26 protein-coding genes are annotated in these 24,505 nt (G+C 69.7%); 13 read left to right on the top strand and 13 right to left on the bottom strand.

The annotated features are described in order from the left end of the window. Positions 1–90 precede the first annotated feature (90 nt). Positions 91–1,293 (bottom strand): pyridoxal phosphate-dependent aminotransferase, encoded by a 1,203-nt coding sequence (locus tag ACS5Q7_RS02545; RefSeq protein WP_478337841.1) that lies wholly within the window; start codon positions 1,291–1,293, stop codon positions 91–93. A gap of 117 nt (positions 1,294–1,410) precedes the next feature. Here ACS5Q7_RS02545 and ACS5Q7_RS02550 point away from each other — a divergent pair, with 117 nt between their 5' ends. The 3 genes from ACS5Q7_RS02550 to ACS5Q7_RS02560 are packed head-to-tail and all read left to right on the top strand — an operon-like array spanning position 1,411 to position 3,062. Next, positions 1,411–1,695 (top strand): ribbon-helix-helix domain-containing protein, encoded by a 285-nt coding sequence (locus ACS5Q7_RS02550; protein ID WP_463848984.1) that lies wholly within the window; start codon positions 1,411–1,413, stop codon positions 1,693–1,695. A 1-nt stretch (position 1,696) separates the two neighbouring features. Next, positions 1,697–2,023 (top strand): type II toxin-antitoxin system RelE/ParE family toxin, encoded by a 327-nt coding sequence (locus tag ACS5Q7_RS02555; protein ID WP_478337842.1) that lies wholly within the window; start codon positions 1,697–1,699, stop codon positions 2,021–2,023. Between the two features lie 46 nt (positions 2,024–2,069). Next, on the top strand, positions 2,070–3,062 hold the full coding sequence (locus tag ACS5Q7_RS02560; RefSeq protein ID WP_478337843.1) for an LLM class flavin-dependent oxidoreductase: 993 nt from the start codon (positions 2,070–2,072) through the stop codon (positions 3,060–3,062). A 63-nt stretch (positions 3,063–3,125) separates the two neighbouring features. Here ACS5Q7_RS02560 and ACS5Q7_RS02565 read toward each other — a convergent pair whose 3' ends face one another. The 4 genes from ACS5Q7_RS02565 to ACS5Q7_RS02580 form a co-directional block, all read right to left on the bottom strand. Further along, positions 3,126–3,398: a GCG_CRPN prefix-to-repeats domain-containing protein gene (locus tag ACS5Q7_RS02565; RefSeq protein ID WP_478337844.1), complete on the bottom strand. Its 273-nt coding sequence runs from the start codon at positions 3,396–3,398 to the stop codon at positions 3,126–3,128. Positions 3,399–3,500: 102 nt separating this feature from the next. Next, positions 3,501–4,913, bottom strand: coding sequence for a sulfate adenylyltransferase subunit CysN (gene cysN / locus ACS5Q7_RS02570; protein ID WP_478337845.1), 1,413 nt, complete (start codon positions 4,911–4,913; stop codon positions 3,501–3,503). Continuing rightward, positions 4,913–5,860 carry a sulfate adenylyltransferase subunit CysD gene (gene cysD, locus ACS5Q7_RS02575; RefSeq protein ID WP_478337846.1) on the bottom strand — a complete coding sequence of 316 codons (948 nt, stop codon included), beginning with the start codon at positions 5,858–5,860 and terminating at the stop codon, positions 4,913–4,915. The genes cysN and cysD overlap by 1 nt, the downstream gene beginning before the upstream one ends. After that, on the bottom strand, positions 5,857–6,675 hold the full coding sequence (locus tag ACS5Q7_RS02580; RefSeq protein ID WP_478337847.1) for a phosphoadenylyl-sulfate reductase: 819 nt from the start codon (positions 6,673–6,675) through the stop codon (positions 5,857–5,859). Before ACS5Q7_RS02580 ends, cysD begins: the two co-directional genes overlap by 4 nt. A gap of 267 nt (positions 6,676–6,942) precedes the next feature. Here ACS5Q7_RS02580 and ACS5Q7_RS02585 point away from each other — a divergent pair, with 267 nt between their 5' ends. From ACS5Q7_RS02585 to ACS5Q7_RS02600, 4 genes are all read left to right on the top strand, one after another. Then, positions 6,943–7,458, top strand: coding sequence for an Lrp/AsnC family transcriptional regulator (locus tag ACS5Q7_RS02585; RefSeq protein ID WP_342164539.1), 516 nt, complete (start codon positions 6,943–6,945; stop codon positions 7,456–7,458). 110 nt (positions 7,459–7,568) lie between these two features. Then, positions 7,569–9,332 carry a diflavin oxidoreductase gene (locus ACS5Q7_RS02590; protein WP_478337848.1) on the top strand — a complete coding sequence of 588 codons (1,764 nt, stop codon included), beginning with the start codon at positions 7,569–7,571 and terminating at the stop codon, positions 9,330–9,332. Positions 9,333–9,546: 214 nt separating this feature from the next. Next, entirely contained in the window at positions 9,547–11,346 is a 1,800-nt protein-coding gene (locus tag ACS5Q7_RS02595; protein ID WP_478337849.1) for an NADPH-dependent assimilatory sulfite reductase hemoprotein subunit, read from the top strand. A gap of 133 nt (positions 11,347–11,479) precedes the next feature. Further along, positions 11,480–12,391 (top strand): HEPN domain-containing protein, encoded by a 912-nt coding sequence (locus ACS5Q7_RS02600; protein ID WP_478337850.1) that lies wholly within the window; start codon positions 11,480–11,482, stop codon positions 12,389–12,391. Between the two features lie 9 nt (positions 12,392–12,400). Here ACS5Q7_RS02600 and ACS5Q7_RS02605 read toward each other — a convergent pair whose 3' ends face one another. Beyond that, complete coding sequence (locus ACS5Q7_RS02605; protein WP_478337851.1) at positions 12,401–12,622, bottom strand: hypothetical protein; 222 nt, start codon at positions 12,620–12,622, stop codon at positions 12,401–12,403. Between the two features lie 168 nt (positions 12,623–12,790). On the opposite strand from ACS5Q7_RS02605, the gene ACS5Q7_RS02610 reads away from it, so the two are divergent. The 3 genes from ACS5Q7_RS02610 to ACS5Q7_RS02620 all read left to right on the top strand — a co-directional run bounded on the left by ACS5Q7_RS02610 (position 12,791) and on the right by ACS5Q7_RS02620 (position 14,975). Continuing rightward, positions 12,791–13,900: a Gfo/Idh/MocA family protein gene (locus tag ACS5Q7_RS02610; RefSeq protein ID WP_478337852.1), complete on the top strand. Its 1,110-nt coding sequence runs from the start codon at positions 12,791–12,793 to the stop codon at positions 13,898–13,900. 132 nt (positions 13,901–14,032) lie between these two features. Continuing rightward, on the top strand, positions 14,033–14,230 hold the full coding sequence (locus ACS5Q7_RS02615) for a hypothetical protein (RefSeq protein ID WP_243952929.1): 198 nt from the start codon (positions 14,033–14,035) through the stop codon (positions 14,228–14,230). Positions 14,231–14,291: 61 nt separating this feature from the next. Next, positions 14,292–14,975, top strand: a complete 684-nt coding sequence (locus ACS5Q7_RS02620) for a TetR/AcrR family transcriptional regulator (RefSeq protein ID WP_478337853.1) — start codon at positions 14,292–14,294, stop codon at positions 14,973–14,975. Here ACS5Q7_RS02620 and ACS5Q7_RS02625 read toward each other — a convergent pair. The 6 genes from ACS5Q7_RS02625 to ACS5Q7_RS02650 form a co-directional block, all read right to left on the bottom strand. After that, a complete protein-coding gene (locus ACS5Q7_RS02625) occupies positions 14,912–15,256 on the bottom strand; it encodes a DUF1330 domain-containing protein (protein WP_478337854.1) in 345 nt (114 codons plus the stop codon). The two genes, ACS5Q7_RS02620 and ACS5Q7_RS02625, sit on opposite strands and share 64 nt — an antisense overlap. 11 nt (positions 15,257–15,267) lie before the next feature. Then, positions 15,268–15,957, bottom strand: a complete 690-nt coding sequence (pyrF, locus tag ACS5Q7_RS02630; protein ID WP_478337855.1) for an orotidine-5'-phosphate decarboxylase — start codon at positions 15,955–15,957, stop codon at positions 15,268–15,270. A 31-nt stretch (positions 15,958–15,988) separates the two neighbouring features. Beyond that, the gene (locus ACS5Q7_RS02635) at positions 15,989–16,777 is read right to left on the bottom strand and encodes a glutathione S-transferase family protein (RefSeq protein WP_478337856.1); all 789 of its coding nucleotides are present in this window, start codon (positions 16,775–16,777) and stop codon (positions 15,989–15,991) included. 149 nt (positions 16,778–16,926) lie between these two features. After that, positions 16,927–17,544, bottom strand: coding sequence for a uracil-DNA glycosylase family protein (locus ACS5Q7_RS02640; protein WP_478337857.1), 618 nt, complete (start codon positions 17,542–17,544; stop codon positions 16,927–16,929). A 226-nt stretch (positions 17,545–17,770) separates the two neighbouring features. Next, a complete protein-coding gene (locus ACS5Q7_RS02645; RefSeq protein ID WP_478337858.1) occupies positions 17,771–19,966 on the bottom strand; it encodes a xanthine dehydrogenase family protein molybdopterin-binding subunit in 2,196 nt (731 codons plus the stop codon). 59 nt (positions 19,967–20,025) lie between these two features. After that, positions 20,026–20,484: a (2Fe-2S)-binding protein gene (locus ACS5Q7_RS02650; RefSeq protein WP_478337859.1), complete on the bottom strand. Its 459-nt coding sequence runs from the start codon at positions 20,482–20,484 to the stop codon at positions 20,026–20,028. Positions 20,485–20,710: 226 nt separating this feature from the next. Here ACS5Q7_RS02650 and ACS5Q7_RS02655 point away from each other — a divergent pair, with 226 nt between their 5' ends. The 3 genes from ACS5Q7_RS02655 to ACS5Q7_RS02665 all read left to right on the top strand — a co-directional run bounded on the left by ACS5Q7_RS02655 (position 20,711) and on the right by ACS5Q7_RS02665 (position 23,168). Next, positions 20,711–22,261 carry a sensor histidine kinase gene (locus ACS5Q7_RS02655; RefSeq protein ID WP_478337860.1) on the top strand — a complete coding sequence of 517 codons (1,551 nt, stop codon included), beginning with the start codon at positions 20,711–20,713 and terminating at the stop codon, positions 22,259–22,261. A 228-nt stretch (positions 22,262–22,489) separates the two neighbouring features. Then, entirely contained in the window at positions 22,490–22,699 is a 210-nt protein-coding gene (locus ACS5Q7_RS02660; RefSeq protein WP_478337861.1) for a cold-shock protein, read from the top strand. Positions 22,700–22,799: 100 nt separating this feature from the next. After that, on the top strand, positions 22,800–23,168 hold the full coding sequence (locus ACS5Q7_RS02665; RefSeq protein ID WP_478337862.1) for a DUF6481 family protein: 369 nt from the start codon (positions 22,800–22,802) through the stop codon (positions 23,166–23,168). A gap of 54 nt (positions 23,169–23,222) precedes the next feature. Here ACS5Q7_RS02665 and ACS5Q7_RS02670 read toward each other — a convergent pair whose 3' ends face one another. After that, positions 23,223–24,503 carry a hypothetical protein gene (locus ACS5Q7_RS02670; protein WP_478337863.1) on the bottom strand — a complete coding sequence of 427 codons (1,281 nt, stop codon included), beginning with the start codon at positions 24,501–24,503 and terminating at the stop codon, positions 23,223–23,225. Between the last annotated feature and the right edge of the window lie 2 nt (positions 24,504–24,505).

The raw sequence follows: 24,505 nt of genomic DNA on the forward strand, positions 1-24,505 counted from the left end.
CAACCGAAGCGAGGCGGTGACCCGGCGCCGCATGGGGCGCCCATTGGGGCGCCACAAGGGGGGCGCCATGGGGGGCGCCGGGCGACGCTCTCAGCGGAGCGAGCCGCAGAAGCGCTGGATGCGGCGGCAGGCCTCTTCCAGCACCGCGTCCGAGGTGGCGTAGGAGATGCGCAGGTTCGGACCCAGCCCGAAGGCCGAGCCGTGCACCGCCGCCACGCCCTCGGCCATCAGCAACTCGGTGACGAAATCCTCGTCCGTCTCGATGGTCTTGCCGCTCTCGGTGCGCTTGCCGATCGTCTCCGCGCAGGACGGGTAGACGTAGAAGGCGCCCTCCGGCGTCGGGCAGGTCAGGCCCTTGGTCTGGTTCAGCATCGAGACCACGAGGTCGCGGCGCTTCTGGAAGGCGGCCCGGAAGGTGGCGAGGTGGTCCTGCGGCCCCTCGAGGGCGGCCACCGCCGCCCATTGCGCGATGGTGGTGGCGCCGGAGGTCTGCTGGCCCTGCACGAAGTCCATGGCCTTGATGAGCTTTTCCGGCCCTGCCGCGTAGCCGATGCGCCAGCCGGTCATGGCGTAGCCCTTCGAGACGCCGTTCATGGTCAGCGTCCGCTCGTAGAGGGCGGGCTCGACCTGGGCCGGCGTGACGAACTCGAAGTCGCCGTAAGTCAGGTGCTCGTAGATGTCGTCGGTCAGGACGTGCACGTCCGGATAGCGGAGCAGCACGTCGGTGAGCGCCTTCATCTCGGTGCGCGAATAGGCGGCGCCGGAGGGGTTCGAGGGCGAGTTGAGGATGATCCACTTGGTCTTGGGGGTGAGCACGCGCTCCAGCTCGGCCGCCTGGAGCTTGAACCCGTCCTCCATCCGCGTTTCGGCGAAGACCGCCGTGCCGCCGCACAGGCCGACCATCTCCGGGTAGGAGACCCAGTAGGGGCGGGGGATCACCACCTCGTCGCCGGGGTTCAGGGTGGCGAGCAGCGCGTTGTAGAGGATGTGCTTGCCGCCCGTGGCGACGATGGTCTGCGACGGCTTGTAGTCGAGCCCGTTCTCGCGCTTGAACTTCTTCGCGATGGCCTCGCGCAGGGGCACGATGCCGGAGACCGGCGGGTAGCGGGTCTCGTTGCGGTTGATCGCGTCGATGCCGGCCTGCTTGATGTGGGCGGGGGTGTCGAAATCCGGCTCGCCGACCGAGAGGGAGATGACGTCCACGCCGGACGCCTTCAGCTCGCGCGCCTTCTGCGTCATCAGGATGGTCGCGGAGGGCTTCACCCGCGAGAGGACATCGGCGAGGAAGGCCATGGGGCTGCGTGCTCCGGTGGAAAACGGCGCGGACCCTAGTCCCGCGGCCGTGAGCCGGCAAGCATCGCGCGACTCACGGAATTCTTGATAAGATGGCCCGGTGATCGGGAGACGGACATGCCCAGGGGCGAGACGATCAGCGTGACCATGGCGCCGGAGACCCTGCAGGCCGTGCGCGAGCGCGTCGCGGCGGGGGAATACGCGTCGCTCGATGCCGCGCTCGACGATGCCGTGCGCGCCCTCCAACGGCAGCGCCGGGAGCAGGCCGAGCACCTGGACTCGATCCGCGCGCGGATCAGGCGCTCGCTGGACGATCCTCGGCCGGATCTAACCAGCGAGGAGGTTCAGGACGACCTCGACAGGCTGTTCGCCGAAGCGGAGCGCGACTTCCGCCGTGCGTAGGATGCGCGTGACGTTCCGCCCCCAAGCGCGAAGCGATTTCAGAACCATCTTTCAAATGGTCCTTGATCGGAGCCAGGATGTCGCCACCGCCCGGAGATTTACGCAGCGGATCAAGGATCGATGCGAGCGGATCGGGGACGCACCCTATGCCGGTCGCCCCCGCGACGATCTGGAGGTGGGGCTGCGGACCATCGCGTTCGAGCGTTCCGCAGTGATCGCCTACACGATCGACCAGGACCGGGTGCGGATCGACAACATCTTCTACGGCGGACGAGACATCGCAGGTTTTTACGACGCAGTGGCAGAAACCGGCGAGTCGGTGCCGTAGAGCCGGTCCCTCCCGCACCGCCCCCCGCGCCCCCATCTCTATGGGCATGATCCCGCTCTCCGTCCTCGACCTCTCCTTCGTATCGTCCGACGCGACCCCGGCGCAGGCGCTGCACGACACGCTGGCGCTGGCCCGGCATGTCGATACCCTCGGCTACCGGCGCTACTGGCTCGCCGAGCACCACGCCCTGCCGAACGTGGCGAGCCCCGCGCCGGAGATCATGATCGGCCAGATCGCAGCCGCGACCCGGACCCTCCGGGTCGGATCGGGCGGGATCATGCTGCCGAACCACGCGCCGCTGATGGTCGCCGAGCGCTTCCGGGTGCTTGAGGCGCTGTTCCCCGGCCGGATCGACCTCGGGATCGGCCGGGCGCCGGGCACCGACGGCATCACCGCCCGCGCCCTGCGGCGGCGGGAGGCGCCCTCGGGGAATGGCGGCGACGACTTCCTCGACCGGTTGCAGGAATTGCTGTTCTGGGACGGCGGCTTCCCGGAGGGACACCCGTTCAACCAGATCCAGGCGAGCCCGGCGGGCGTGCCGCTGCCGCCGCTCTTCCTGCTTGGCTCGTCCGATTACAGCGCACAGCTCGCCGCGCAGATCGGCGCCGGCTTCGCCTTCGCGCAGCATTTTGCCGGTATTCCCGCCGAGGGGCCGATGCGGGCCTATCGGGAGGCGTTCCGGCCCTCGCGCCTGGGTTCGGAGCCGCACGCGATCCTCGCGGTGGCGGCGATCTGCGCGGAGACGGACGCGGAGGCCGAGCGCCTCGCGTCGAGCGCCCGCCTCTCGACCCTGCGGCGGGAGCGGGGCGAGTACCTGCCCCTGCCGAGCCTCGCCGAGGCCTTGGCCTATCCCTACTCCCCCTCGGAGCAGGCGAGAATCGAGCGGGGCCGCGACCGCCTTCATGTCGGCGCGCCGGCCACCCTGCGCCCGCACCTCATGGCGCTGGCGGAATCGGTCCAGGCCGACGAGCTGATGATCGTGACGGCCATCCCCGACCAGGCGGCGAGGCACGACTCGTATCGCCTGCTGGCGGCCTGATCCGGGGATTCCGAAGGGCGTGGCGCCCTTCGGCGGGGTGTCGGGGCAGAGCCCCGACGCCGCTCAGTAGCGGCAGACGCGCCGGGGCCCGAACGGGGTCGGACGGATGAAGCAGCGGCGACCGTAGAAGGGACGCGGGCGGAACATCGGGCGGCAGCGGCCGTAGGGGCCACGGGTCCAGCCCGGCCCGCAGCCGAAGGCCACGGTCTCGACCGGCGCGCCGCCGGCGAGCGTCGTCGCGGAGCCGGCCGCGAGCGGGGCGGCCTGCACGGTAGAGATCGCCCCGAGACCCCCGAGGGTCAGGGCGGCGGCGAGCCCGATGAGGGACTTCGTCATCGTCGTTTCCTTGCGATCCGGCGCCGACCCGGATCGCCGGGCGGCTCGACCGGTCCGCAGAACGCGGGGCCGGCCGAACCGTTGCAGGGCGACGATAACGTTTCAGCGACCGAACAGGCGCTTCAGGCTGCCGAGGATCCCGCCGGAGGAGGCTTGAGCGTCCTGCCGCTGCGGCGCGGCGGCGGCTTCCCGGCGCGGGGCCAGGACGAGGCCGAGGGCGGCCGTGTCCGTGGTCTCGCGGTCGATCAGGATGAAGCTGCCGGTCTCGCGGTTGTCGGCATAGGCGTCCACCGCCACCGGCCGGTCGAGGGTGAGGCGCACGTCGGCGATGTCGTTGGCGGACAGGCGCTCGGCCGGGCCGGGCTTGCCGGTCTCGGGATCGATGCGCGAGACGATGGCCTGCACCGTCGCCGTCACCGTGGCGGTGCCGATCTTCGCGGACAGGCTGGCCCCCGGCGCGAGGTCGGTCTCGGCGGCCCAGAACAGGCGGGCATCGAGGGTGTCGAGGGCCAGGAGCGGCGCGCCCTCAGTGGCGATCACCTGACCGCGCGAGGCGTCGATCTGCTCGGCGAGCACCAGCGTCACCGAGAGGTCGGCGCCGGCCTCGGGCAGATCCCCGTCGGCGGTGTAGATGCGCTCCACCGTGGCGGCGCGGCCGCCCGGCTGCACGCTCACCCGGTCGCCCGGCCGCACGGTGCCGCTGGCGATGCGCCCGCTATACCCACGGAACTCCGAGTTGGGCCGGTTGACCCACTGCACGGCCATGCGGAACGGGGCATTCAGGGCCTCCTCGCGCACCGGCACCGTCTCGAGGAACGAGAGCAGCGTGCCGCCCGTGTGCCAGGGCGTGTTCACGCCGGGCTCGACGACGTTGTCGCCGTTCTTGGCCGAAAGCGGGATCGCCCGCACCTCGGCGAAGTGCAACCCGGCCGCGAACTCCGAAAACCCCTTTACGATCTCGGCGAAGCGGTCCTGCGACCAGCCGATCATGTCCATCTTGTTGACGGCCAGCACCACGCGGCGGATGCCGAGCATCGAGACCAGCAGCGCATGGCGGCGGGTCTGGCGGGTGAGGCCCTGGCGGGCATCGACCAGGAGCACGGCGACGTCGGCGGTGGAGGCGCCGGTGGCCATGTTGCGGGTGTACTGCTCGTGGCCGGGGGTGTCGGCCACGATGAACGAGCGCTTGTCCGTGGAGAAGAAGCGGTAGGCGACGTCGATGGTGATGCCCTGCTCGCGCTCGGCCTGCAGGCCGTCGACCAGCAGCGCGAGGTCCATCTCCTGGCCCTGCGTGCCGTGCTTGCGGGAATCCCGGCGAAGCGCGGTGATCTGGTCGTCGAAGATCTGCTTGGTGTCGTGCAGCAGGCGGCCGATCAGGGTCGACTTGCCGTCGTCCACCGAGCCGCAGGCGATGAAGCGCAGCACTTCCTTGTCGCGGTGCGTCTCGAGGAAAGCGGCGTAATCCTGCGCGACCGAGGACGCCTGGAACGCAGTCTTGGGCGGGTGGATGGTCATCAGAAGTAGCCCTCCTGCTTCTTGCGTTCCATGGCGCCGGCGCCGTCCTTGTCGATCACCCGGCCCTGCCGCTCCGAGGTGCGGGCGGCGAGCGTCTCGGCGATGATCTCGGGCAGGCTCGCGGCCTCGCTCTCGACGGCCCCGGTCAGCGGGTAGCAGCCGAGCGTGCGGAAGCGGACGACCCGCTCCTGCGGGGTCTCGCCGGGGTTGAGGGGCAGGCGCTCGTCATCGACCATGATGAGCTGGCCTTCGCGCTCCACGACGGGGCGCGGCGCCGCGAAGTAGAGCGGCACGATCGGGATGTTCTCCTGCTCGATGTAGAGCCAGATATCGAGCTCGGTCCAATTGGACAGCGGGAACACCCGCAGCGACTCGCCGCGCTTCTTCTTGAGATTGTACAGGTGCCAGGGCTCGGCCCGCTGGCGCTTCGGGTCCCAGCGGTGCTGGGCCGTGCGCAGGGAGACGATGCGCTCCTTGGCGCGGCTCGCCTCCTCGTCGCGGCGGGCGCCGCCGAAGGCCGCATCGAACTTGTGCAGGTCGAGGGCCTGACGCAGGGCCTGCGTCTTCATCACGTCGGTATGGACCTCGGAGCCGTGGCTCACCGGCCCGACGCCGCGCGCCAGCCCGTCCTGGTTGGTGTGGACCAGGAGGTCGAGGCCGAGCTCCTTCGCCCGGGAATCGCGAAACGCGATCATCTCCTTGAACTTCCACGTCGTGTCGACATGGAGCAGGGGGAAGGGCAGCTTGCCCGGCGCGAAGGCCTTGAGCGCCAGATGCAGCAGGACGGACGAGTCCTTGCCGATGGAATAGAGCATCACCGGGTTCTCGGTCTCGGCGACCGTCTCCCGGAAGATGTGGATGGCCTCGGCCTCCAGGCGCTTGAGGTGGCTCAGGCGGGCGGGGGAGGGGGTCACGTCGGGCCGCAGGGCGGCCGTTGCGGCGCTCATCGGGCGAACTCCGGCTCACGGGTTTCGGGGTTGGGCTCGAATGCGGCGGCTTCCTGACCCGGCTGCACCGAGGCGCCGGGGCGGCCGACATGCAGCCCGCATTCCTTCTTGTCTTCCTGTTCCCACCACCAGCGGCCGGCACGCTCCGGCTCGCCGACCTTCACCGCGCGGGTGCAGGGGGCGCATCCGATCGAGGGGAAGCCCCGGTCGTGCAGGGTGTTGTAGGGAACGAAGTTCTCGCGCACGAACAGGTCGATGCGCTCCCGCGTCCAGTCGGCCAGCGGGTTCAGCTTCATGAGGCCGCGCTCGGCGTCCCAGGCGGCGAGCGGCGTCGCGGCGCGGTTGGCCGATTGCCCGGCCCGCAGGCCGGTCAGCCAGCCGGCGGCGCCGTCGAGCGCCCGGCCCAGCGGCTCGACCTTGCGGAAGCCGCAGCAGGCCTGCCGCGCGGCGACCGAGCGGCGGAAGCCGTTGATGCCCTCCTCGCGCACGAAAGCTTCCTCGGCCGCGCGCTCGGGCACGTAGGCGAGGATGCGGAGGCCGTAGGCGGCCTCGGTCTCGACCCAGGTCTCGTAGGTCTCGGGAAAGAGCCGGCCGGTGTCGAGGGTCGCGATCTCGATCCGCGTGCCCGCGAGCTTCGCCATGGCGATGGCGTGGGTGAGCACCTGATCCTCGATGCCGAGGCTCGTGGTGAAGACCAGCCGCCCCGGCACTTCGCGGGCGATGAGGTCGAGGCGGGCGGGAAGATCGAGGGCGGCGAGGCGGGTGGCGAGTGCGCCGGCCCGCGCCTCGGCCGCCCCGGAATCCGTGAGGGACATGATGGTCTGCTCCTGCGCCGGCCCTGTGGACGTGGTGGGCCGCGCCGGTTGTCGAGGGGTCGAAATGTTCGCTATACCGAACGAAGTCAAGGCGACGGGGCCGATTCGCACCCCTGAAAATGCCTGCGGCGGGTGCGTCAACGCACACGGAACGAGGGCAACGCCTCTTCGTTTGTAAAAAATTATTCTCACAAACGCCATCTAACCCCTATAGAGCGGGAAGTTCCTTCTTCCCTCAAAGGGGCGCCGAAACGGCGGAGGTTCCTTTTGGACGCCATCGACCTGAAGATCCTGGCCCTGCTGCAGCGGGACGCCACCCTCTCCATCGCCGCCATCGGCGAGAAGGTCGGCCTGTCGCAGACGCCGTGCTGGAAGCGCATCCAGCGCCTGGAGGCGGATGGGGTGATCGACCGGCGCGTGGCGGTGCTCGATCCCGTGAAGCTCGGGCTGGGGCTGACGGTGTTCGTTTCGATCGAGACCGCCGACCACTCGCAGGATTGGCTCCAGCGCTTCGCCGACACGGTATCGGCCATGCCGGAAGTGCTGGAATTCTACCGGATGGCCGGCGATGTCGACTATATGCTGCGCGTCGTGGTCGCAGACATGCAGGCCTACGATGCGTTCTATAAGCGCCTCATCTCCGTCCTTCCATTGAAGAACGTGACCTCGCGCTTTGCCATGGAAAAGGTGAAGTCCACCACCGCCCTGCCGCTGCCGGCTCCGCCGAAGGCGACGCGGCATCTGCCGGAAATGGCTCCGGCGCTCGTCGCGGTCGGAGAATGATCTTCTCCCTTCGCCGCACGCGGCGAAGGCGATCTCCTCATTTCGTGCCGTTCTGCAAAAAGAACGTTCTTGGTTGACATGGGCCCCGCGCCCGACGACATGGTCCGGTGATGTCTCGCTCCGCTCTTCTTCCGCGCACCGCTCCCTTTGGGGACGGCGAGCGCGCCAGCCTCGATGCCGTTCTCGTCAACGCGAGCCCGGTCCAACGCGCATGGCTCGCAGGCTTTCTCGCCGGGCTCGACGCCGCCGGGGGTCAGGCCCAGGCGGCGCCCGCCCAGGCGCCCAAGGCCAGCGAGCCGCTGACGGTCATCTACGCGAGCGAGTCGGGCAATTCCGAAAAGCTCGCGGGCGACGTCGCCAAGCTCGCCCGGAAGCAGGGCTTCAAGCCGAAGGTGGTCGACTTCGCCGACCTCGACCTCGCGACCCTGCCGAAGGCCGGCAAGCTGGTGGCCATCGCCGCCACCTGGGGCGAGGGCGAGCCCCCGGCCCGCGCGGTGCGGGCCTATGGCGAGCTGATGGGCGAGGGCGCCCCGCGCCTGGAGGGCGTCGAGTTCGCGGTGCTGGCGCTGGGCGACACGTCCTACGCGGAGTTCTGCGCCATCGGGAAGGCGCTCGACGCGCGGTTCGAAGCGCTGGGCGCCAAGCGCGCCGCCGAGCGGGCCGATCTCGACCTCGACTTCGAGACGCCCGCCGCCGAGTGGATCAAAGGCACCCTCAAGGCGCTCGCGCCCGCCGCCGCCCCCGACAACGTCGTGGCGGTGGATTTCGCACGCGCCGGTGGGGACGACGATTCCGAACCGAGCCGCGATCCCGTCGTGGTCGAGGTGGTCGAGCACGTGAACCTCAATTCCTCGCGCTCCGACAAGGAGACGATCCACCTCGCGCTCGCCTTCGAGGACGGGGCGCCGGCCTACGAGCCGGGCGATTCCCTGGAGATCTACCCCGAGAACGACCCGCAGCTGGTGGACGAGATCCTGGCCGCCACGGGCCTCTCGGGTGACGAGGCCCTGCGCAAGGCGCTGCTCGCCGAGCGCGACATCACCACGCTGTCCGCCGCGACGATCGAGCGCTTCGCCAAGGCGACGGGTTCGGAGGAGGCCAAGGCCTTCGTGGAGAGCGGCGAGGTCCGCGCCTGGATCGAGGGCCGCAACCTCATCGACCTGATCGAGCGCTTCCCGGCCAAGCTCACCGCCGAGCATCTCGGCACCATCACCCGGCCGCTGCCGCCCCGCGCCTATTCCATCGCGTCGTCGCGCAAGGAAGTCGGCGACGAGGTCCACCTCGCCATCGTGGCGGTGCGCTACGAGACCTTCGGCCGCAAGCGCGCCGGCGTCGCCTCGGTCCATGTGGCGGACCGGATCAAGAACGGCGCCAAGCTGCGGGTGCGGCTGAAGCCGAACAAGCATTTCCGCCTGCCGGCGGATCCGGCCACCGACATCATCATGGTCGGCCCCGGCACCGGCGTCGCCCCGTTCCGCGCCTTCGTGCAGGAGCGTCGCGCCACCGAGGCCCCCGGCCGCTCGTGGCTGTTCTTCGGGGATCGCCACTTCACCCACGACTTCCTGTACCAGCTCGAATGGCAGGACGCGCTGGAGGACAGGTCGCTCACCAAGATCGACGTGGCGTTCTCGCGGGACCAGCCGGAGAAGGTCTACGTCCAGCACAGGATCGACCAGCACGCCGCCGAATTGGTGGAATGGCTGGACGGGGGCGCCCATTTCTACGTCTGCGGCGATGCCAAGCAGATGGCCAAGGACGTCCGCGCCGCGGTGGTGCGGGCCTTCGAGAGCGTGAAGGGCCTGTCCACCGCCGATGCCGAGGCGCATGTCGCCGGGCTGGAGCGGGCCAGGAAGTACCAGCAGGACGTTTACTGACAGCCACGAGCCCTCCCCCCTCTGCGGGGGAGGGTGGCCCCTGCGTCAGCAGGGGTCGGGAGAGGGGAACGCCGCATCCGGACGGGTCGCGGCGGGAGCCATATCCTGAACCGGCGCGCTGCCCCTCTCCCGCCCCGCTCGCGCGGGGCACCCTCCCCCGCAGAGGGGGGAGGGAGGTGAAGGCAGCGACCGGCAGCAGCACCGGACCAGACCCATGACCGACGGCACACCCACCCCCGCCAAGCGCGTCTACGAGACCCCGCCGACCTCGCGCCCGATCACGGACGCCGAAGCCGCGCGGGCGGAGAAGCTCGCGGCCAACGAGCACATCAAGATCGCCAGCGGCTACCTGCGCGGCACCCTCGCGGACGGGCTCCTGGCCCATGCCACGGGGGCCATCTCCGAGGATGACGGGCAGCTCGTGAAGTTCCACGGGATGTACCTGCAGGACGATCGCGACCTGCGCCCCGAGCGGAGCAAGAAGAAGCTCGAAAAGGCCTACGGCTTCATGATCCGCCTGCGCATCGCGGGCGGCGTGATCACGCCCAAGCAATGGCTGATCCTCGACGACATCGCCCGCACCTATGGCGGCGATGCGATGCGCGCGACGACGCGCCAGACCTTCCAGTTCCACGGCATCATCAAGTCGAACCTGAAGCGGACCATGGCCGCCATCGACGCGGCCCTGCTCGACACCATCGCCGCCTGCGGCGACGTGAACCGCAACGTCATGGCCTCGACCAACCCGGCCCAGGCCAAGGCGCACGCCACCGCCTACCAGCTCGCCAAGGATATCTCGAACTCGCTGCTGCCGCGGACCCGCGCCTGGCGCGAGATCTGGCTCGATGGCGAGCGCGTGATCGGCGGCGAGGACGAGGTGCAGGAGGTCGAGCCGATATACGGCAAGACCTACCTGCCGCGGAAGTTCAAGACCGTGATCACCGTGCCGCCGAACAACGAGGTCGACGTCTTCGCCCACGATCTCGGGTTCATCGCGATCCTCGACAAGAAGAACACCGTCACCGGCTGGAACATCACCGTCGGTGGCGGCATGGGCATGACCCACGGCGAGCCGGACACCTTCCCCCGCACCGCCGACGTGATGGGCTACTGCAAGGCCGAGGACGCCCTGCGCTATGCCGAGGCGGTGATGACCGTCCAGCGGGACTGGGGCAACCGCAAGAACCGCAAGAACGCCCGACTGAAGTACACGATCGAGCGCTACGGCCTCGACGCCTTCCGGGCCGAGGTCGAGGCGCGGGCGGGCAAGAAGCTCGAAGCGCCGAAGCCGTTCACCTTCACCAGCAACGGCGACCGCTTCGGCTGGACCGAGGGCGACGACGGGCGCCACCACCTGACGCTCTACGTCCCCTCCGGCCGGATCAAGGACATCGAGAACGGGGCGCAATTCCTCTCGGGCCTGCGCCGGATCGCCGAGGTGCACAAGGGCGATTTCCGCCTGACGGCCAACCAGAACGTCATCATCGCCAACGTGCCGGAGGCCCAGCGCGCGGCCATCGAGGCGCTGGTCGACGAGTACGGGTTGACGAAGGGGGCGGGGGCGCTCCGGCGCAACTCCATCGCCTGCGTCGCCATGCCGACCTGCGGGCTGGCGTTGGCCGAGAGCGAGCGCTTCCTGCCGGGCCTGATGGATGACCTTGAGGCGAGCCTCGCCAAGCATGGGTTGCAGAACGAGGAGATCACCATCCGCTCGACCGGCTGCCCCAACGGCTGCGCCCGGCCCTTCCTCGCCGAGATCGGCCTCGTGGGTCGCGGCCCCGAGCGCTACCACCTCTATCTCGGCGCGGCCTTTGACGGCTCGCGGCTGGGCAAGCTCTACCGCGAGGACGCCTCGCCGTCCGAGGTGGTCTCGACGCTGGATCCGCTCTTCGCCGAGTTCGCCACGGCCAAGCAGGCCGGGGAGCATTTCGGCGATTACCTGATCCGCGCCGGCCACGTGGCGAAGACGACCAACGGACCGGACTTCCACGAGCACATCGGGGCGTTGAAGTAAGCGCGTCCGAAGGTCCCGGATTCGAAAGGTCCGGGACCTTTCGCGGGTGCAGGGCAGAGCCCTGCAAGTGGCGGCCCCGCCCTTTGGCATCCGCCCTGCCGCGTATAAGCTCGGGGCGTTCAGAGCGCCCCCGATGTTGTTTCCCGATCGCCTCGTCCACCTGCCTGGGCGCAAACAGCGCGAATTGCAGCGCATCGCGCAGATCCTGTTCGCTGAATTCGAGACGGCCCAGGCGGGCAAGCTCTCGGAAAAGCGCCGGGGCGGGCGTATCTTGAAGGTGATCCTCTTTGGATCGCATGCACGCGGCGACTGGATCGACGACTACGCCAGCGGCTATCACTCCGATTACGATCTGCTCGTCGTGGTCAATTCCGACGCGTTCGCGGAGGATTTCGACGCCTGGGATTGGGCGCAGGATCGCTTCAATCGCGAAGCCGCCCTCGGCGGCACCCCCACGACGCCGGTCGGGCTGATCGTTCACAGCTATGGGGATCTTAACGACCGGCTCGCACGCGGCCTGCCGTTCTTCGTGGATATCGCCCGCGACGGGATCGTGCTGCACGAGGTGGACGGCTTCCCCTTGGCATCACCCCGGCCCCTCTCGCCAGAGGAACGCCTTGCGGAGGCTCGGCGCTATGCCGAGCATTGGCTGCCCAGTGCGAAGCGCCGGTTCGAGATCGGCCAGGGTTCGGTCACTCGCGGATACGCCAACGAAGCTGCGTTCGATCTGCATCAGGCGACCGAACGGTTCTACCACTGCTTCCTTCTGGTTCTGACGTTGTACAGCCCGAAGCTGCACAACCTAAAACGATTGCGCAGTCTCGCCGAAGGGAGGGACGCAAGGATGATCGCGGCATGGCCACGTGAGACCCGGTTTGCCCGGCGGGCCTTCTCACAGCTGCACGATGCGTACGTGAAGGCGCGATACTCGCCAAGTTATGAGATCACCCCGGACGAGTTGGTGTGGCTCGTGGAGCGAATCGCCCATCTCGACCAGTTGGTCGAGACCCTCTGCAACGAGCATCTCGACCGCCTGTCCGGCTGAGCGCGCCGCTTACTCGGCGGGGGCGGCCACCTGGGCCTTGGCCGCCCTGCGCTGGCGCGACTGCGCCGCGAGGTCGGAGAAGCCCACGTCGAACCTGTCGTACAGGCGGCTGACGAGGCCGAGGGCGAAGTCGAGGGTAGCTCCGAACAGGGTCACGACCCCGATGAACGCCGCCATGGCGAGACGCCAGGCGCCGGCGATGACGCGACCGATCCAGTGAAACAGGGCCATGACGTGCTTTCAGGTGAGGGGCGGTCGGACGGATCGTCCGTTGCGCCGCACACATAGGCTCGCTGCTGCGGTCGGGGACGCGACCGAAAGCGGCGGTGGCAGGGCGGAACTTTCAGGATCAACCGCCCCCGTCCCGCGTTCCGCCTTCGCAGTGCAGCGGAGACGGGTATGCGGGCGAAGCGGGTGGTCGGGCGCAAGGTGCGCTACGCGGTGGTGGGCGGCGGCTGGATCTCGCAAGCCGCCTTCATGCCGGGGGTGGCGCAAACCGGCAATTCCGAGATGACGGCCATCGTCACGGGCGATCCGCAGAAGGCGGACGCCCTGGCCAAGACCTACGGCCTCACCGCCTTCACCTACGATCAGTACAAGGAGGCCCTGGCCGCCGACCTGTTCGACGCGGTCTACCTCGCCCTGCCCAACGGGATGCACCGGGACTACGCCGTGCCGGCGCTGGAAGCCGGGTGCCACGTCCTCCTCGAAAAGCCGATGGCGGTGAGCGTCGCGGAATGCGAGGCGATCAACGCGGCGGCGCAGGCCTCGGGCGCCAAGCTGATGCTCGCCTACCGCCTGCATTTCGAGCCGGGGACGCTCGATGCCATCGCCCGCGTGCGGGCGGGGCAGATCGGCGAGCCGTTCATGTTCACCGCGACCTTCGGCCAGACGGTCAGCCCCGGCAATCATCGGGCGAAGCAGGGATACTGGGCCGGGCCGGTGCCCGACATGGGCACCTACCCGATCAACGCCGCGCGCAACCTGTTCGGCGAGGAGCCGGTGGAGGTCTCGGCCCTCGGCAGCCGCCGCCCGGACAGCCCGTTCCCCTTCGACGGCACCGTCGCCGTCACCCTGCGCTTCCCGAGCGGGCGGCTCGCGCAGTTCACCGTCTCCTACGAGACCGAGGGCGTCGATGCCTACCGGATCACCGGCACGAAGGGCGACCTGCACATGCAGCCGGGCTTCCTGTTCGGCACCGGTCTCGCCGCCACCCTCACGCGTGGCGGGGAGACGGAACGCCTGACCTATCCGAGCGTCGACCAGTTCGGCGGGCAGACCCGCACCTTCTCGGAGTGCATCCTGAACGACCGGGCGCCCGAGCCGGACGGCGAGGAGGGCCTGTGCGACCTGCGGGTGCTCGAAGCCGTCGAGCGGGCGCTGGCCACGGGCCGGACGCAGAGCCTCGCCCCGATGACCCGCAGCCGCCGGCCCGATCCGGCGCAGGCGACGGATCTGCCGGCGGTCGAGCCCCCGGACATGGTGAACGCCGCCCGCCCCGACGCCTAACATCAGGCGCCCGTAACAATCCGCCGCATGTGGAGAACCAATTAAAAGCGAGACAGTTGTATTTACGAAACAACCGGATCGCGCCCTTCACCGCGCCGCGAGCGCGCGCTGGAGGGGCGAGGGGAGGGGATCATGGCCAAGCACGACATCCTGGGTTTCTTCGAGCACCGCCGCGACGGCGCCTGGGTATGCGTGAGGCCGTTCACCCTCACCACGCCGAATGCCAGCGTCGACATCCGCCAGGGCATGCGCTTCGATTACGGCAAGCGGATCGGCGGCGTGGACCTCGCCGAGTATCTGGAGCGGCTTGGCTCGCAGTTCGGCTCCTGAGCGGAGCCCAGGGGCGGCCCAGGGGTTTTGACGCCCCCTGCGGCCCGCCCTACTAGGGGTCATGCCATTCGACGAACCCCTGCAGATCGCGGCGGAAGAGAGCGCGCCGAGCACGCGCTGCCGCATCATGGCGACCGCGAACACGTTCTTCCACGAGATCGGCTATCAGAAGACCACCGTCGCGGACATCGCGCGGGCGCTGAAGATGAGCCCAGCGAACATCTACCGCTTCTTCGACTCGAAGAAGGCGATCAACGAGGCGGTGCTGGAACGCCTGATCGGCGAGGTGGAGGCCCTCCTCGCCGGCATCGCGAACCGGCCCGGCCTCACGCCGACGCAACGGCTCGTCGCGGCCATCGAGGCCCTGCACCACCACAGCATGGACCGTTACGAGCGCTATCCCCGCATCCACGAGATGGTGGAGGCGGCGATGGGTGAGAGCTGGGATGTCTGCCGCCATCATCTGGCGGGGGTGACTGCGGTGATCGAGCGCATCATCCGTGAAGGGGTGCGCACCGGGGAGTTCGAGACCCCCGACCCCGCCATCGCGGCCGGGTGCATCCACGTCGCCATCGCGCGCTACACCCACCCGCTCCTCGTCTGCCAGCCGATCCTGCCGCCGGTGCCGCCCCTCGACGCGATGATCGGCTTCCTCCTGCGGGGGCTGGCGCCGGCCCGCGCCTATTCCGAGGCGGGCGTCGCGGGCGGGGCGGGCTCGGAGGCGGAGGGCTGCGGCCCCTCGTAGCCCTCGATCACGAGGATTTCGGCCTCGACGCCGCCGCGCTGCTTGGCCTTGGCCTGCTGGTAGAGGTCAGAGTTCCAGCAGGCGAGGGCGTCCTCGTAGGTCGGGAACTCGATGACGACGTTGCGGCTGCGGGCCTGCCCCATCACCGCCTCGTAGCGACCGCCCCGGATCAGGAAGCGCCCGCCGAACTTGGCGAAGGCCGCGCCGTTGGCCGCCACGTATTCCTTGTACGCCTCGGCATCGCGGACATCGACCCGCGCGATCCAATAGCCCTTGGTCATCCCTGATCCTCTCATGCCATCTCGGCGACGATGGCCTGGGCCACCGCCCTGGGGTCGGCGGCGCCGGTGATCGGCCGCCCCACGACCACATGGTCGATTCCCGCCCGGCGCGCGTCGCCCGGCGTCATCACCCGCTTCTGGTCGCCCGCCTCGGCCCCCGCCGGGCGAATGCCGGGGGTGACGATCAGGCGGTCCGGCCCGACGATGGCGCGCACGCCGGCCGCCTCCGCCGCCGAGCAGACCAGCCCGTCGATCCCGATTGCGGCGGCCTGTGCGGCGCGCCGGGCGACGAGTTCCGCCACGGGCAGGGCGTAGCCCGCCTCCGCCGCGTCCGCGTCGTCGTAGGAGGTGAGAACCGTGACGGCGAGGATCTTCAGGCCCGCGCCCCGGCCCTTCACCGCCGCCCGCATGGTCTGCGGATAGGCGTGGACCGTCAGGAAGGTGGCGCCGATCCCGGAGACCGCGCGCACCCCCTCCTCGATGGTGTTGCCGATGTCGTGCAGCTTGAGATCGAGGAAGACCTTATTGCCCCGCGCGACGAGGCGCTCGGCCAGCGCCAGCCCGCCGGCATAGGCCAGCCGGTAGCCGATCTTGTAGAAGGTCGCCGCGTCGCCCAGGCGGTCGATCAGCGCCTCGGCATCGGGCACGCCCGGTACGTCCAGGGCGACGATGAGGCGGTCTCGCGGGTCGGTCACGGTCATGCGGGCACCGATCACGGGGGCGGGCGGGCTGTCAATGCGCGCCGCCGGGCCAGGGGAAACGGATGTTGCCATCCCGCAGCCCCGCCAGCACCACCTCGACCCCGCCGGACTTCACCATCCATTCGAGGCGGTGGTCGCGGTATTCCCGGCGGCGCCCGCCGGTGGTGTAGAGGTCGGAGGCGGCGGCCATCTTCGCGGCGGCCGCGTCGAACTCCGCGAAGGTCTTCGCGACCGAGGGGCGCTCGCGCACCCGCGCGTGCCAGAGGGCGAGCGGGCTGCCGGCCTCCGGGCCGAGGCCGTAATGGACCGAGCGGTTGACCATGGGCGCCACCGCCGCATCCGCCCAGCCGAAGTCCCGTCCGCCGAACCATTCCGCCGTCCCGAGACGCCCGGCCAGCCACGCCTGCAGCACTTCGGTCTGCGCGGCGGCCTGGGTACGCAGATGCGCGGCGAGGTCGCCGTCCGCCCGGCGGAACCACAGGATCTCGCCGAAGCCCCAGTTCACGGCCTCGTATTGCGTGTCGCAGACCTCCTCGGTGATCCGGGCGAAGGCGCGCCCGGCCGGCGCGCGGGGGAGAAGGGGCGGATCGGGCCAGCGTTCCTCGATGTATTCGAGGATCACGGTCGATTCGAAGAGTGTCACGTCGCCGTCGATCAGCACCGGCACCTCGGTGCGCGGGTTGGCAGCGGCGAAGGGGCCGTCCTGGCTGCCAGTGCCGAAGCTCTCGGGCAGTTCGGCGGTGAAGGCCACGCCCTTCTCGCGCAGCGCGATCTTGACCTTCTGCGCATAGGACGAGAGCGGGTGCTCGTAGAGCAGCATGGGCGTCTCCTGCTAACGATCCATCGAAGCTGCCAGACCCGCCCCGTCTTTGCGAGCGGGAGCGAAGCAATCCAGGGCAGCGGGACGTTTCCGACCGTGGCGTGTCCCTGGATTGCTTCGCTGCGCTCGCAATGACGGGGAGGCCGAACTCACACGGCCAGCACCCGCGCGACCTCGTCCCGCAGGACCGGCAGCAACTCGGCCTCGAACCACGGCTCGCGCTTGAGCCAGCCGTTGTTGCGCCAGGATGGGTGGGGCAGGGGCAGGACGCGCGGGCGGCGCGGCGCATCGAGGATCGCGCGCCAGCGGCGGACGGTGCCGGTGAGGCCGCCCTCCAGCTTCCCGAGATGCCACGCCTGCGCGTAGGAGCCGATCACGAGGATCAGGTCGAGGTTCGGCAGGCCGGCGAACAGCTCCTCCCGCCAGCGCTCGGCGCATTCCCGGCGGGGCGGCTTGTCGCCGCCCTTGGCGTCGAGGCCAGGAAAGCACGAGCCCATCGGCACGATGGCGATGTTTTCTGGGTTGTAGAACTGCGCCTCGTCCAGGCCGAGCCAGGAGCGCAGCCGCACGCCCGACGGGTCCATGAACGGCATACCGGTGCGGTGAGCCCGCGTGCCCGGCGCCTGGCTCGCCACGCACAGGCGCGCGCCGGTCGAGCCCTGGATGATCGGCCGGGGCTCCTGCGGCAGGGGCGGCCCATAGAGCGGCGTATCCCGGCAGAGGCGGCAGGCGCGCAACCGCGTGGCGGTGTCTTCGAAGGGCGGCATCGGGTAACTACGGCACCCCGTCATTGCGAGCGCAGCGAAGCAATCCAGATAGTCGCGATGTCCTGAAACGTTCCGCTGCCCTGGATTGCTTCGCTGCGCTCGCAATGACGAGGGGGCAAACAAAGAAACGGCGCGGGTCGCGCCGCGCCGTTTGAGTGGAGTCTCTTGCCTTGGGGGAAGGCCTCTTCGGTCTACGCCCACCCGCGCTGAAACATTGTGCGTTTCGTCACGCGCCCTTCGTGCCGGACAGGTCGAGGGGGAGGGACCGCAGCCGCTGCCCCGTCGCCGCGAAGACGGCGTTGGCGATGGCCGGCGCGAGGACCGGCACGCCGGGCTCGCCGATCCCGGTCGGCGCGGCGGCGCTCGACACGATGTGGACCTCGACCTTGGGCATCTCGCTGATCCGGGTCGGCTCGTAGGCGTCGAAATTCGCCTCCTGCACCTGTCCGTCCTTCAGGGTGATGCGGTTGCGCAGCACCGAGGACAGGGCGAAGCCCACCGCGCCCTCGACCTGCGCGCGGATCACGTCCGGGTTGACGGCGACGCCGACATCGACGGCGGCGACGATGCGCTCGACCTTTACGTGGCCCTCGGCGGCGCTCACCTGCGCCACCATGGCGACGTAGGAGCCGAAGGATTCGTGCACCGCGACGCCGAGCCCGCTGCCCTTCTGCTGCGCGGCGCCCCAGCCGGCCTTGTCGGCGGCGAGCCGCAGGACGCCTGCGAGGCGAGGCGCGCCCGTGAGCAGCCCCAGCCGGTAGGCGACGGGATCGGCGCCCGCCGCATGGGCGAGGTCGTCGATCATCACCTCCATGACATGGGCGGTGTGGCTGTGGCCGACCGAGCGCCACCACAGGACCGGCACGCCCTCGCGGCCGTTATGGACGCCGAAGCGGTAGGCGGCGAGCGCGTAGGGCGTGTCCGAGGCGCCCTCGACGGTGGTGGCGTCGATGCCGTCCTTGACGATCATCGCCTCGAAGGGCGAGCCGATCATGATCGACTTGCCGACCATCACATGGTCCCAGCCGACGATGGCGCCCTTGGCGTCAATGCCGGCGCGGACCTTGTGGAACACGCTCGGGCGGTAATAGCCGCCGGTCATGTCGTCCTCGCGGGTCCAGACGAGGTGGATCGGCGCCGCCTCGCCGCTCGCCTTGAACACGGCGGCGGTCTCGGCGGCGTAATCCGCCGTGGGGGTCGCCCGGCGCCCGAACGAGCCGCCGGCCCAGGTCGTGTGCAGGCGGACCTTGTCCGGCGTCACACCGAGGATGGCGGCCATGGTCGCCTGTTCCACGGTCTGGAACTGGAAGCCGGCATAGACGTCGTAGCCGCCGTCACCCGCCTTCTCGATCGTGGCGTTCAGGGGCTCCATCGCCGCGTGGGCGAGGTAGGGGAAGGTGAACTCGGCCTCGATCACCTTGGCCGCGCCCTTCAGCGCCGCCTCCGGCTCGCCGCGCTTCGAGGCGGTGAGGCCGGGCTTGCCGGCCTTTTCCCGGTACTCGGCGAGAATCGCGTCCGAGGAGCGGGTCTCGGCGGCGGACTCGTCCCACGTCACCTTCAGCGCCTTGCGGCCCTGCATGGCGGACCACGTGTCCTTCGCGATCACCGCCACGCCGGAGGGAACCTGCACCACGTCGAGCACGCCCGGCACCTTGCGGGCGTCGGCAGCGTCGAAGCCCTTCACGGTACCGCCGAAGCAGGGCGCGCGGGCGATCACCGCCGTCACCTGGCCCGGCCGGCGGATGTCGAGGGCATAGACGGCCGAGCCGTCGGTCTTGGCCGTGGAATCGAGGCGCGACACCGGCTTCCCGATGAGTGTCCACTCGCTCGGGTCCTTGAGCCGGGGCTCGGCCGGGACGGGGAGGGTGGCGGCGGAGGCCGCCAGCTCGCCGAACCGCGCCTGCCGGTTCGAGGCGGCGTGGCGCACGATGCCGTCCGCCACGGTGATCTCGGCCACCGGCACCCGCCACTGGAAGGCGGCGGCCGCCACCAGCATCTCGCGGGCGGCGGCGCCGGCCTTGCGCAATTGCACCCAGGAATTGGCCACCGCCGTCGAGCCGCCGGTGCCCTGGATCGGACCCATCAGCAGGTTGGCGTAGCGGGAGGCGTCGGCCGGGGCGAATTCGGTGCGCACCCGCGACCAGTCGGCGCCGAGCTCGTCCGCCAGGATGGTGGCGAGCCCGGTCGTGTTCCCCTGGCCCATGTCGAGGTGCTTGATCACCACGGTCACGGTGTCGTCGGCGCCGATGCGCACGAAGGCGTTCGGGTCGGCCTTGATGCCGGCGGGGTCGAGCCCGGCGGCGCGGGCCGGACCGGCATCGAAGCGGAAGGCCACGACGATGGCCCCCGCCCCGGCGAGGAAGCCCCGCCGGCTCGGACGGGGGGAGGGCAAAGTCTGAGTCGGCCGACGGACGTTCAGCATGGCGGCGATGCTCCGGTCAGGACCGTGAAGGGAGGCGGCTTCGCAGGGCGGCGGAGCGGTCAGGCGAGGGAGCGCGCGGCCTCGTGGATCGCCGCGCGGATGCGCTGGTAGGTGCCGCAGCGGCAGATGTTGCCGTCCATGGCGCCGTCGATATCGGCATCGGTCGGGCGGGCGTTGCCCGAGAGCAGCCCGATGGCGGACATGATCTGCCCGGACTGACAATAGCCGCACTGGACCACGTCGAGCTTGCGCCACGCGGCCTGCACGGCTTGCGCGACGCGGCCCGAGACGCCCTCGATCGTAGCGACCTGCTGCCCCGCGCCGACATCGCCGAGGCGGGTCTGGCAGGCGCGGACAGGCTGCCCGTCGAGATGCACGGTGCAGGCGCCGCACTGGCCGATGCCGCAGCCGTACTTGGTGCCGGTCATGGTGAGGTGGTCGCGCAGCACCCAGAGGAGCGGCGTGTCCGGATCGGCGTCGACCGCATGCGGCACGCCGTTGATCGTGATCTGGGGCATGACGGACTTCGGAATGCGGGGGGACCGAATCCGGCCCGTGGCGACAGTTTTGCGCGCGGCAAAGCCCATCGGGCTGTGCGCCAGCGCACACGGACCCCCGGTAAATGGGACAGCCTCCCGAATGCGTCCGATTGGATGGATTCCGGCAGTCGCTTCTTAAGAGTTTGGCGACATCCTCACCGTCTCTCGTCAATAAATCCCAAATAGCCCGGTCTTCCTGCAGCGCATGTCCGATCTCACCGTCGAGATGGTCCAGCGCGGGCGTGGTCCCTCGACCGAGGAGGCCGCCCGGCGCCTCGGGGTCGCCCGCGACATCCGCTCGGCGCGGGAGAGGCTGACCTCGCAGACCGGCCTGGAACGCGCCTTCGACCAGGAATTGCTGCGCCACTACGCCCAGTACAGGGCCGGATCGGGCATCGCGCTCGGGTTGTTCGCCATCGCCCTGGCCGGGGCGGCGACCTTCTGGATGCCGCTGGTCGTCTCGGCGTCCTGGGCTTTGTGCGTGTTCATGATGATCACGCTCAACTCCATGATGAGCCGCGCCTTCCTGGCGTCGGACCCGGAGCATATCGATCTCGCCCGCTGGCGCCGCCGCTTCGTGATCGGCGAGGTGCTGCAGAGCCTGTCCTGGTCGGGGATGGTGGCGCTCGGCGGCACGGAGGGCTGGACCTTCGCCCTGTTCGCCCTCGTCATCGCCTCGGCGGTCACGACGATGCTGGCGGCGACCGTGCCGGTGGCGGCGGTGGCCTCCCTGCTGCCGCTCTCGATCGCCACGATCGCGCTCACGGCCTTCTCCAGCGGCATGGACGCGCTGGTGCTGGTGGCCATGGCCGGAGGCACGCAGATCTTCTTCCTCGGCCTGTCGCGGCGCCTCTACGCCTCGACGGTGGGCGCCCTCCATTCCCGCGCCGAGAAGGACGCGGTGTTCGGCGAGCTGGAACAGGCCAAGGCCAATTCCGACGAGGCCCGCCGCCGGGCTGAGGAGGCGAACCTGGCCAAGTCGCGCTTCCTCGCCACGATGAGCCACGAGCTGCGCACGCCGCTCAACGCCATCCTCGGCTTCTCGGAGGTGATGAAGAACGAGGTGTTCGGCCAGCACGCGGCGCCGGCCTACCGCGAATATTCGAACGACATCCACGACAGCGGGATGCACCTGCTCAACCTCATCAACGAGATCCTCGACCTCTCGCGCATCGAGGCCGGGCGCTACGAGCTGAACGAGGAGCCGGTGCTGCTCTCCAGCATCGTGGAGGAGTGCCGCCACATGATGGCGCTCCGGGCCAAGGCGAAGGGCCAGACCGTGCACGACATGGTCGACATGACCCTGCCGCGCCTGTGGGCCGACGAGCGGGCGCTCCGCCAGATCGTGCTGAACCTCCTCTCCAACGCGGTGAAGTTCACGCCGCCGGGCGGGGAGATCTGGCTGAAGGTCGGGTGGACGGCGCGGGGCGGCCAGTACCTCTCCGTGCGCGACAGCGGCCCCGGCATCCCCGAGGACGAGCTCGGCACGGTCATGTCCTCGTTCGGCCGCGGCGCCCTGGCGATCAAGACCGCCGAGCAGGGCTCCGGCCTCGGCCTGCCGATCGTGAAGGGCCTCGTGGAACTGCACGGCGGCCAGTTCCAGCTCGAATCGCGCCCCCGGCAGGGCACCGAGGTGATCGTGACCCTGCCCGCCGCGCGGGTGATGGACACCCTCGCCGCCGAATCGTTCGACGCGCCCGAGCCGGAACCGAAGCCCAAGGCGAAATCGTCGCGTCCGGTGAGCCGCGCGGCCTGACGCCAGCCAACGGTTGAATTTCCTGAACTATCGTCCAGAAGTTCTTCGGCCTTGCAAAATTGAGCGCAGGGGCCTAAGCTGAAATCCTCGGTACGTTTTTGGATGCTTTGGGCCGTATTTCCTTCGCAGGGCGGCTCTCTCCCTCCTATCGCTATCGTTCGACCCGACGCTCTGCGTCTTCACGCGGTCGTTGTCTATCTCTGACCCTGCGAAGATCGAGACGTATCCATGTCGACCGGTACCGTGAAGTGGTTCAACGCGACCAAGGGCTTCGGCTTCATCCAGCCGGAAGAGGGCGGTGAGGACGTATTCGTGCACATCTCCGCCGTCGAGCGCGCCGGCCTCGGCACGTTGAACGAAGGCCAGCGCATCTCATATGAGCTGGAGACCGACCGTCGCAGCGGCAAGAAGGCCGCCGGCCAGCTGCGCGCCGCCTGATCCTTTCCAGGATCGATGACCGAGCCGCCCCCCGCGGGGCGGCTTCCTTTTTTGTCTATACGGGGCGGTGCGCGAGAGTGCCGCCCGATCCGGAGATTGCGTGAGCTTTCAGAACAGCCAAGCCCTGACCGACCGCCTCGAAGCCGCGTCGAAAGCGCGGTCCGAAATGCTGGCCCGCTTCCGCGCGCGGCCGGCCGCCGACGATCCGACCGTGCTGGCGCGCCACTCGGCCCGCCGCGCCATCGTCGACGCCCGCGAGATCCGTGCCGCCGAGCGCGAGGCCCAGCGCCTCGTCGAGGTCGCCCGCGCCGAGGAGGCCGCTGAGGCTGCCCGCTTGGCGGAAGCCGAGCGCGTCGAAGGCGAACGCCTCGCCGCCGAGGAGCGCGCCATCGCCAAGCAGGCCGAGATGAAGGCCCAGCGCGACGCCCGTTACCTCGCCCGCAAAGCCAAGGCCCAGCGTCGCGGATAAGGCTCTGTGCCTATCGATCCGGACCGTGGCGTCAGCCGGGTCCGGATCGAGGCGCTAGAGGGCGAGAAAATCGAAATCCGGCTGCGCCTTGGCGTAGTACGGAAGCAGCTCGCGCTCCATGCACAGGCCGATCCATCCGATCGTCCCGGACGTGACCCTCACCGTCACCACCCCGCGCCGTTGACCGAACGGGTCCAGGCCGATCTCGGCGATGGGAAGGGGGTCGGCGGGCGGATCGACGGTGACGACCTGCGTCGCGCCGGACGAACCCGTCAGTTCGAGGACGGCCGCGCCGTCCCGCGCGTGCACCAGAAGCATCAGCGGTGCATCGAGCAACGCGATCGTCAGGCTGCCGCTGCCGAACAGCTCGAACGGGCCGTAGTGCTGCAGCCAGCGCCGCTTCCAGTCTCCCGTGAGGCTCAGGAGGGCCCCCGGGTCGGCGCCCAATCCCCCCAGACGCAGGTGATGGCAACCGACGATGGGGAGCCCGGACGAGGCCGACCGCTGGAAGCGGACGTCCGGCCGCGTCATCCGACGCAGCTGCGATCCTCGCGCGAGCGCGCCCTGCATCCCCGAGCGGTGATCCTCGACGCCCTCGACGACGATCGTCCTGTCGCCGGGATCGATGTTGCGGGCCACCGTGGCGGGCGGGCTCGCGACGACGAGGCCATGCATGTACAGCGCCGCGTCGAACATCCAATCCGCGCTGAGGAGGAGCCTGGACGGTCCCGTTGCGTCGGGGTTCGACCAGCAATCGACCGTCAGGCCGGTCAGGTTCAGGAAGAGCCGCGCCAGCTCGAGGGAGTCCACGGTCCGGTAGTTCTCGATGACGAGCCCGGCGGCTTCATGCGTCAGGGCGAGGAAGCCTGCCCCTGCATTGAACAGCAGGGCGTAGTCCCCGTTGGCGCTGAGGACACGGTTGGCGATGACCCGGCACGAGGCGCCCCCGACCCGGAACCCATCCCGCTCCGCCGCCGCCACGGCCGCGAACAGCGCATCGAACCACCCTTCGTCGAGAAGGATGTCGTTCTCGATCAGCACGATCCAGCGATACCCGGCTTCCCGCAGCGTCAGCAGGGCGTACAGGATCGCGCTGTCCGGGCCGCCCACGACGCCGTGGTGCAGGGCCGTCGCGGCGGCGTGACCGGGCATCAGTTCCCCGGGCAGCGCGCGACCTTCCGGGGTGGCGCTGCCGTCGAACCAGACCAGATCGATGCGGTCCTCGGCGAGCAGCCGGCCCGCGGTGGCGCGGGTCAGGTCGACGCGATCCTTCGTGCTGTAGGCCACGGCGATTGGCGACCGGCGCTCCCGGAACGAAGTGACCGATGTCTCCATCG

The sequence above is a fragment of the Methylobacterium sp. Gmos3 genome, assembly GCF_056430985.1.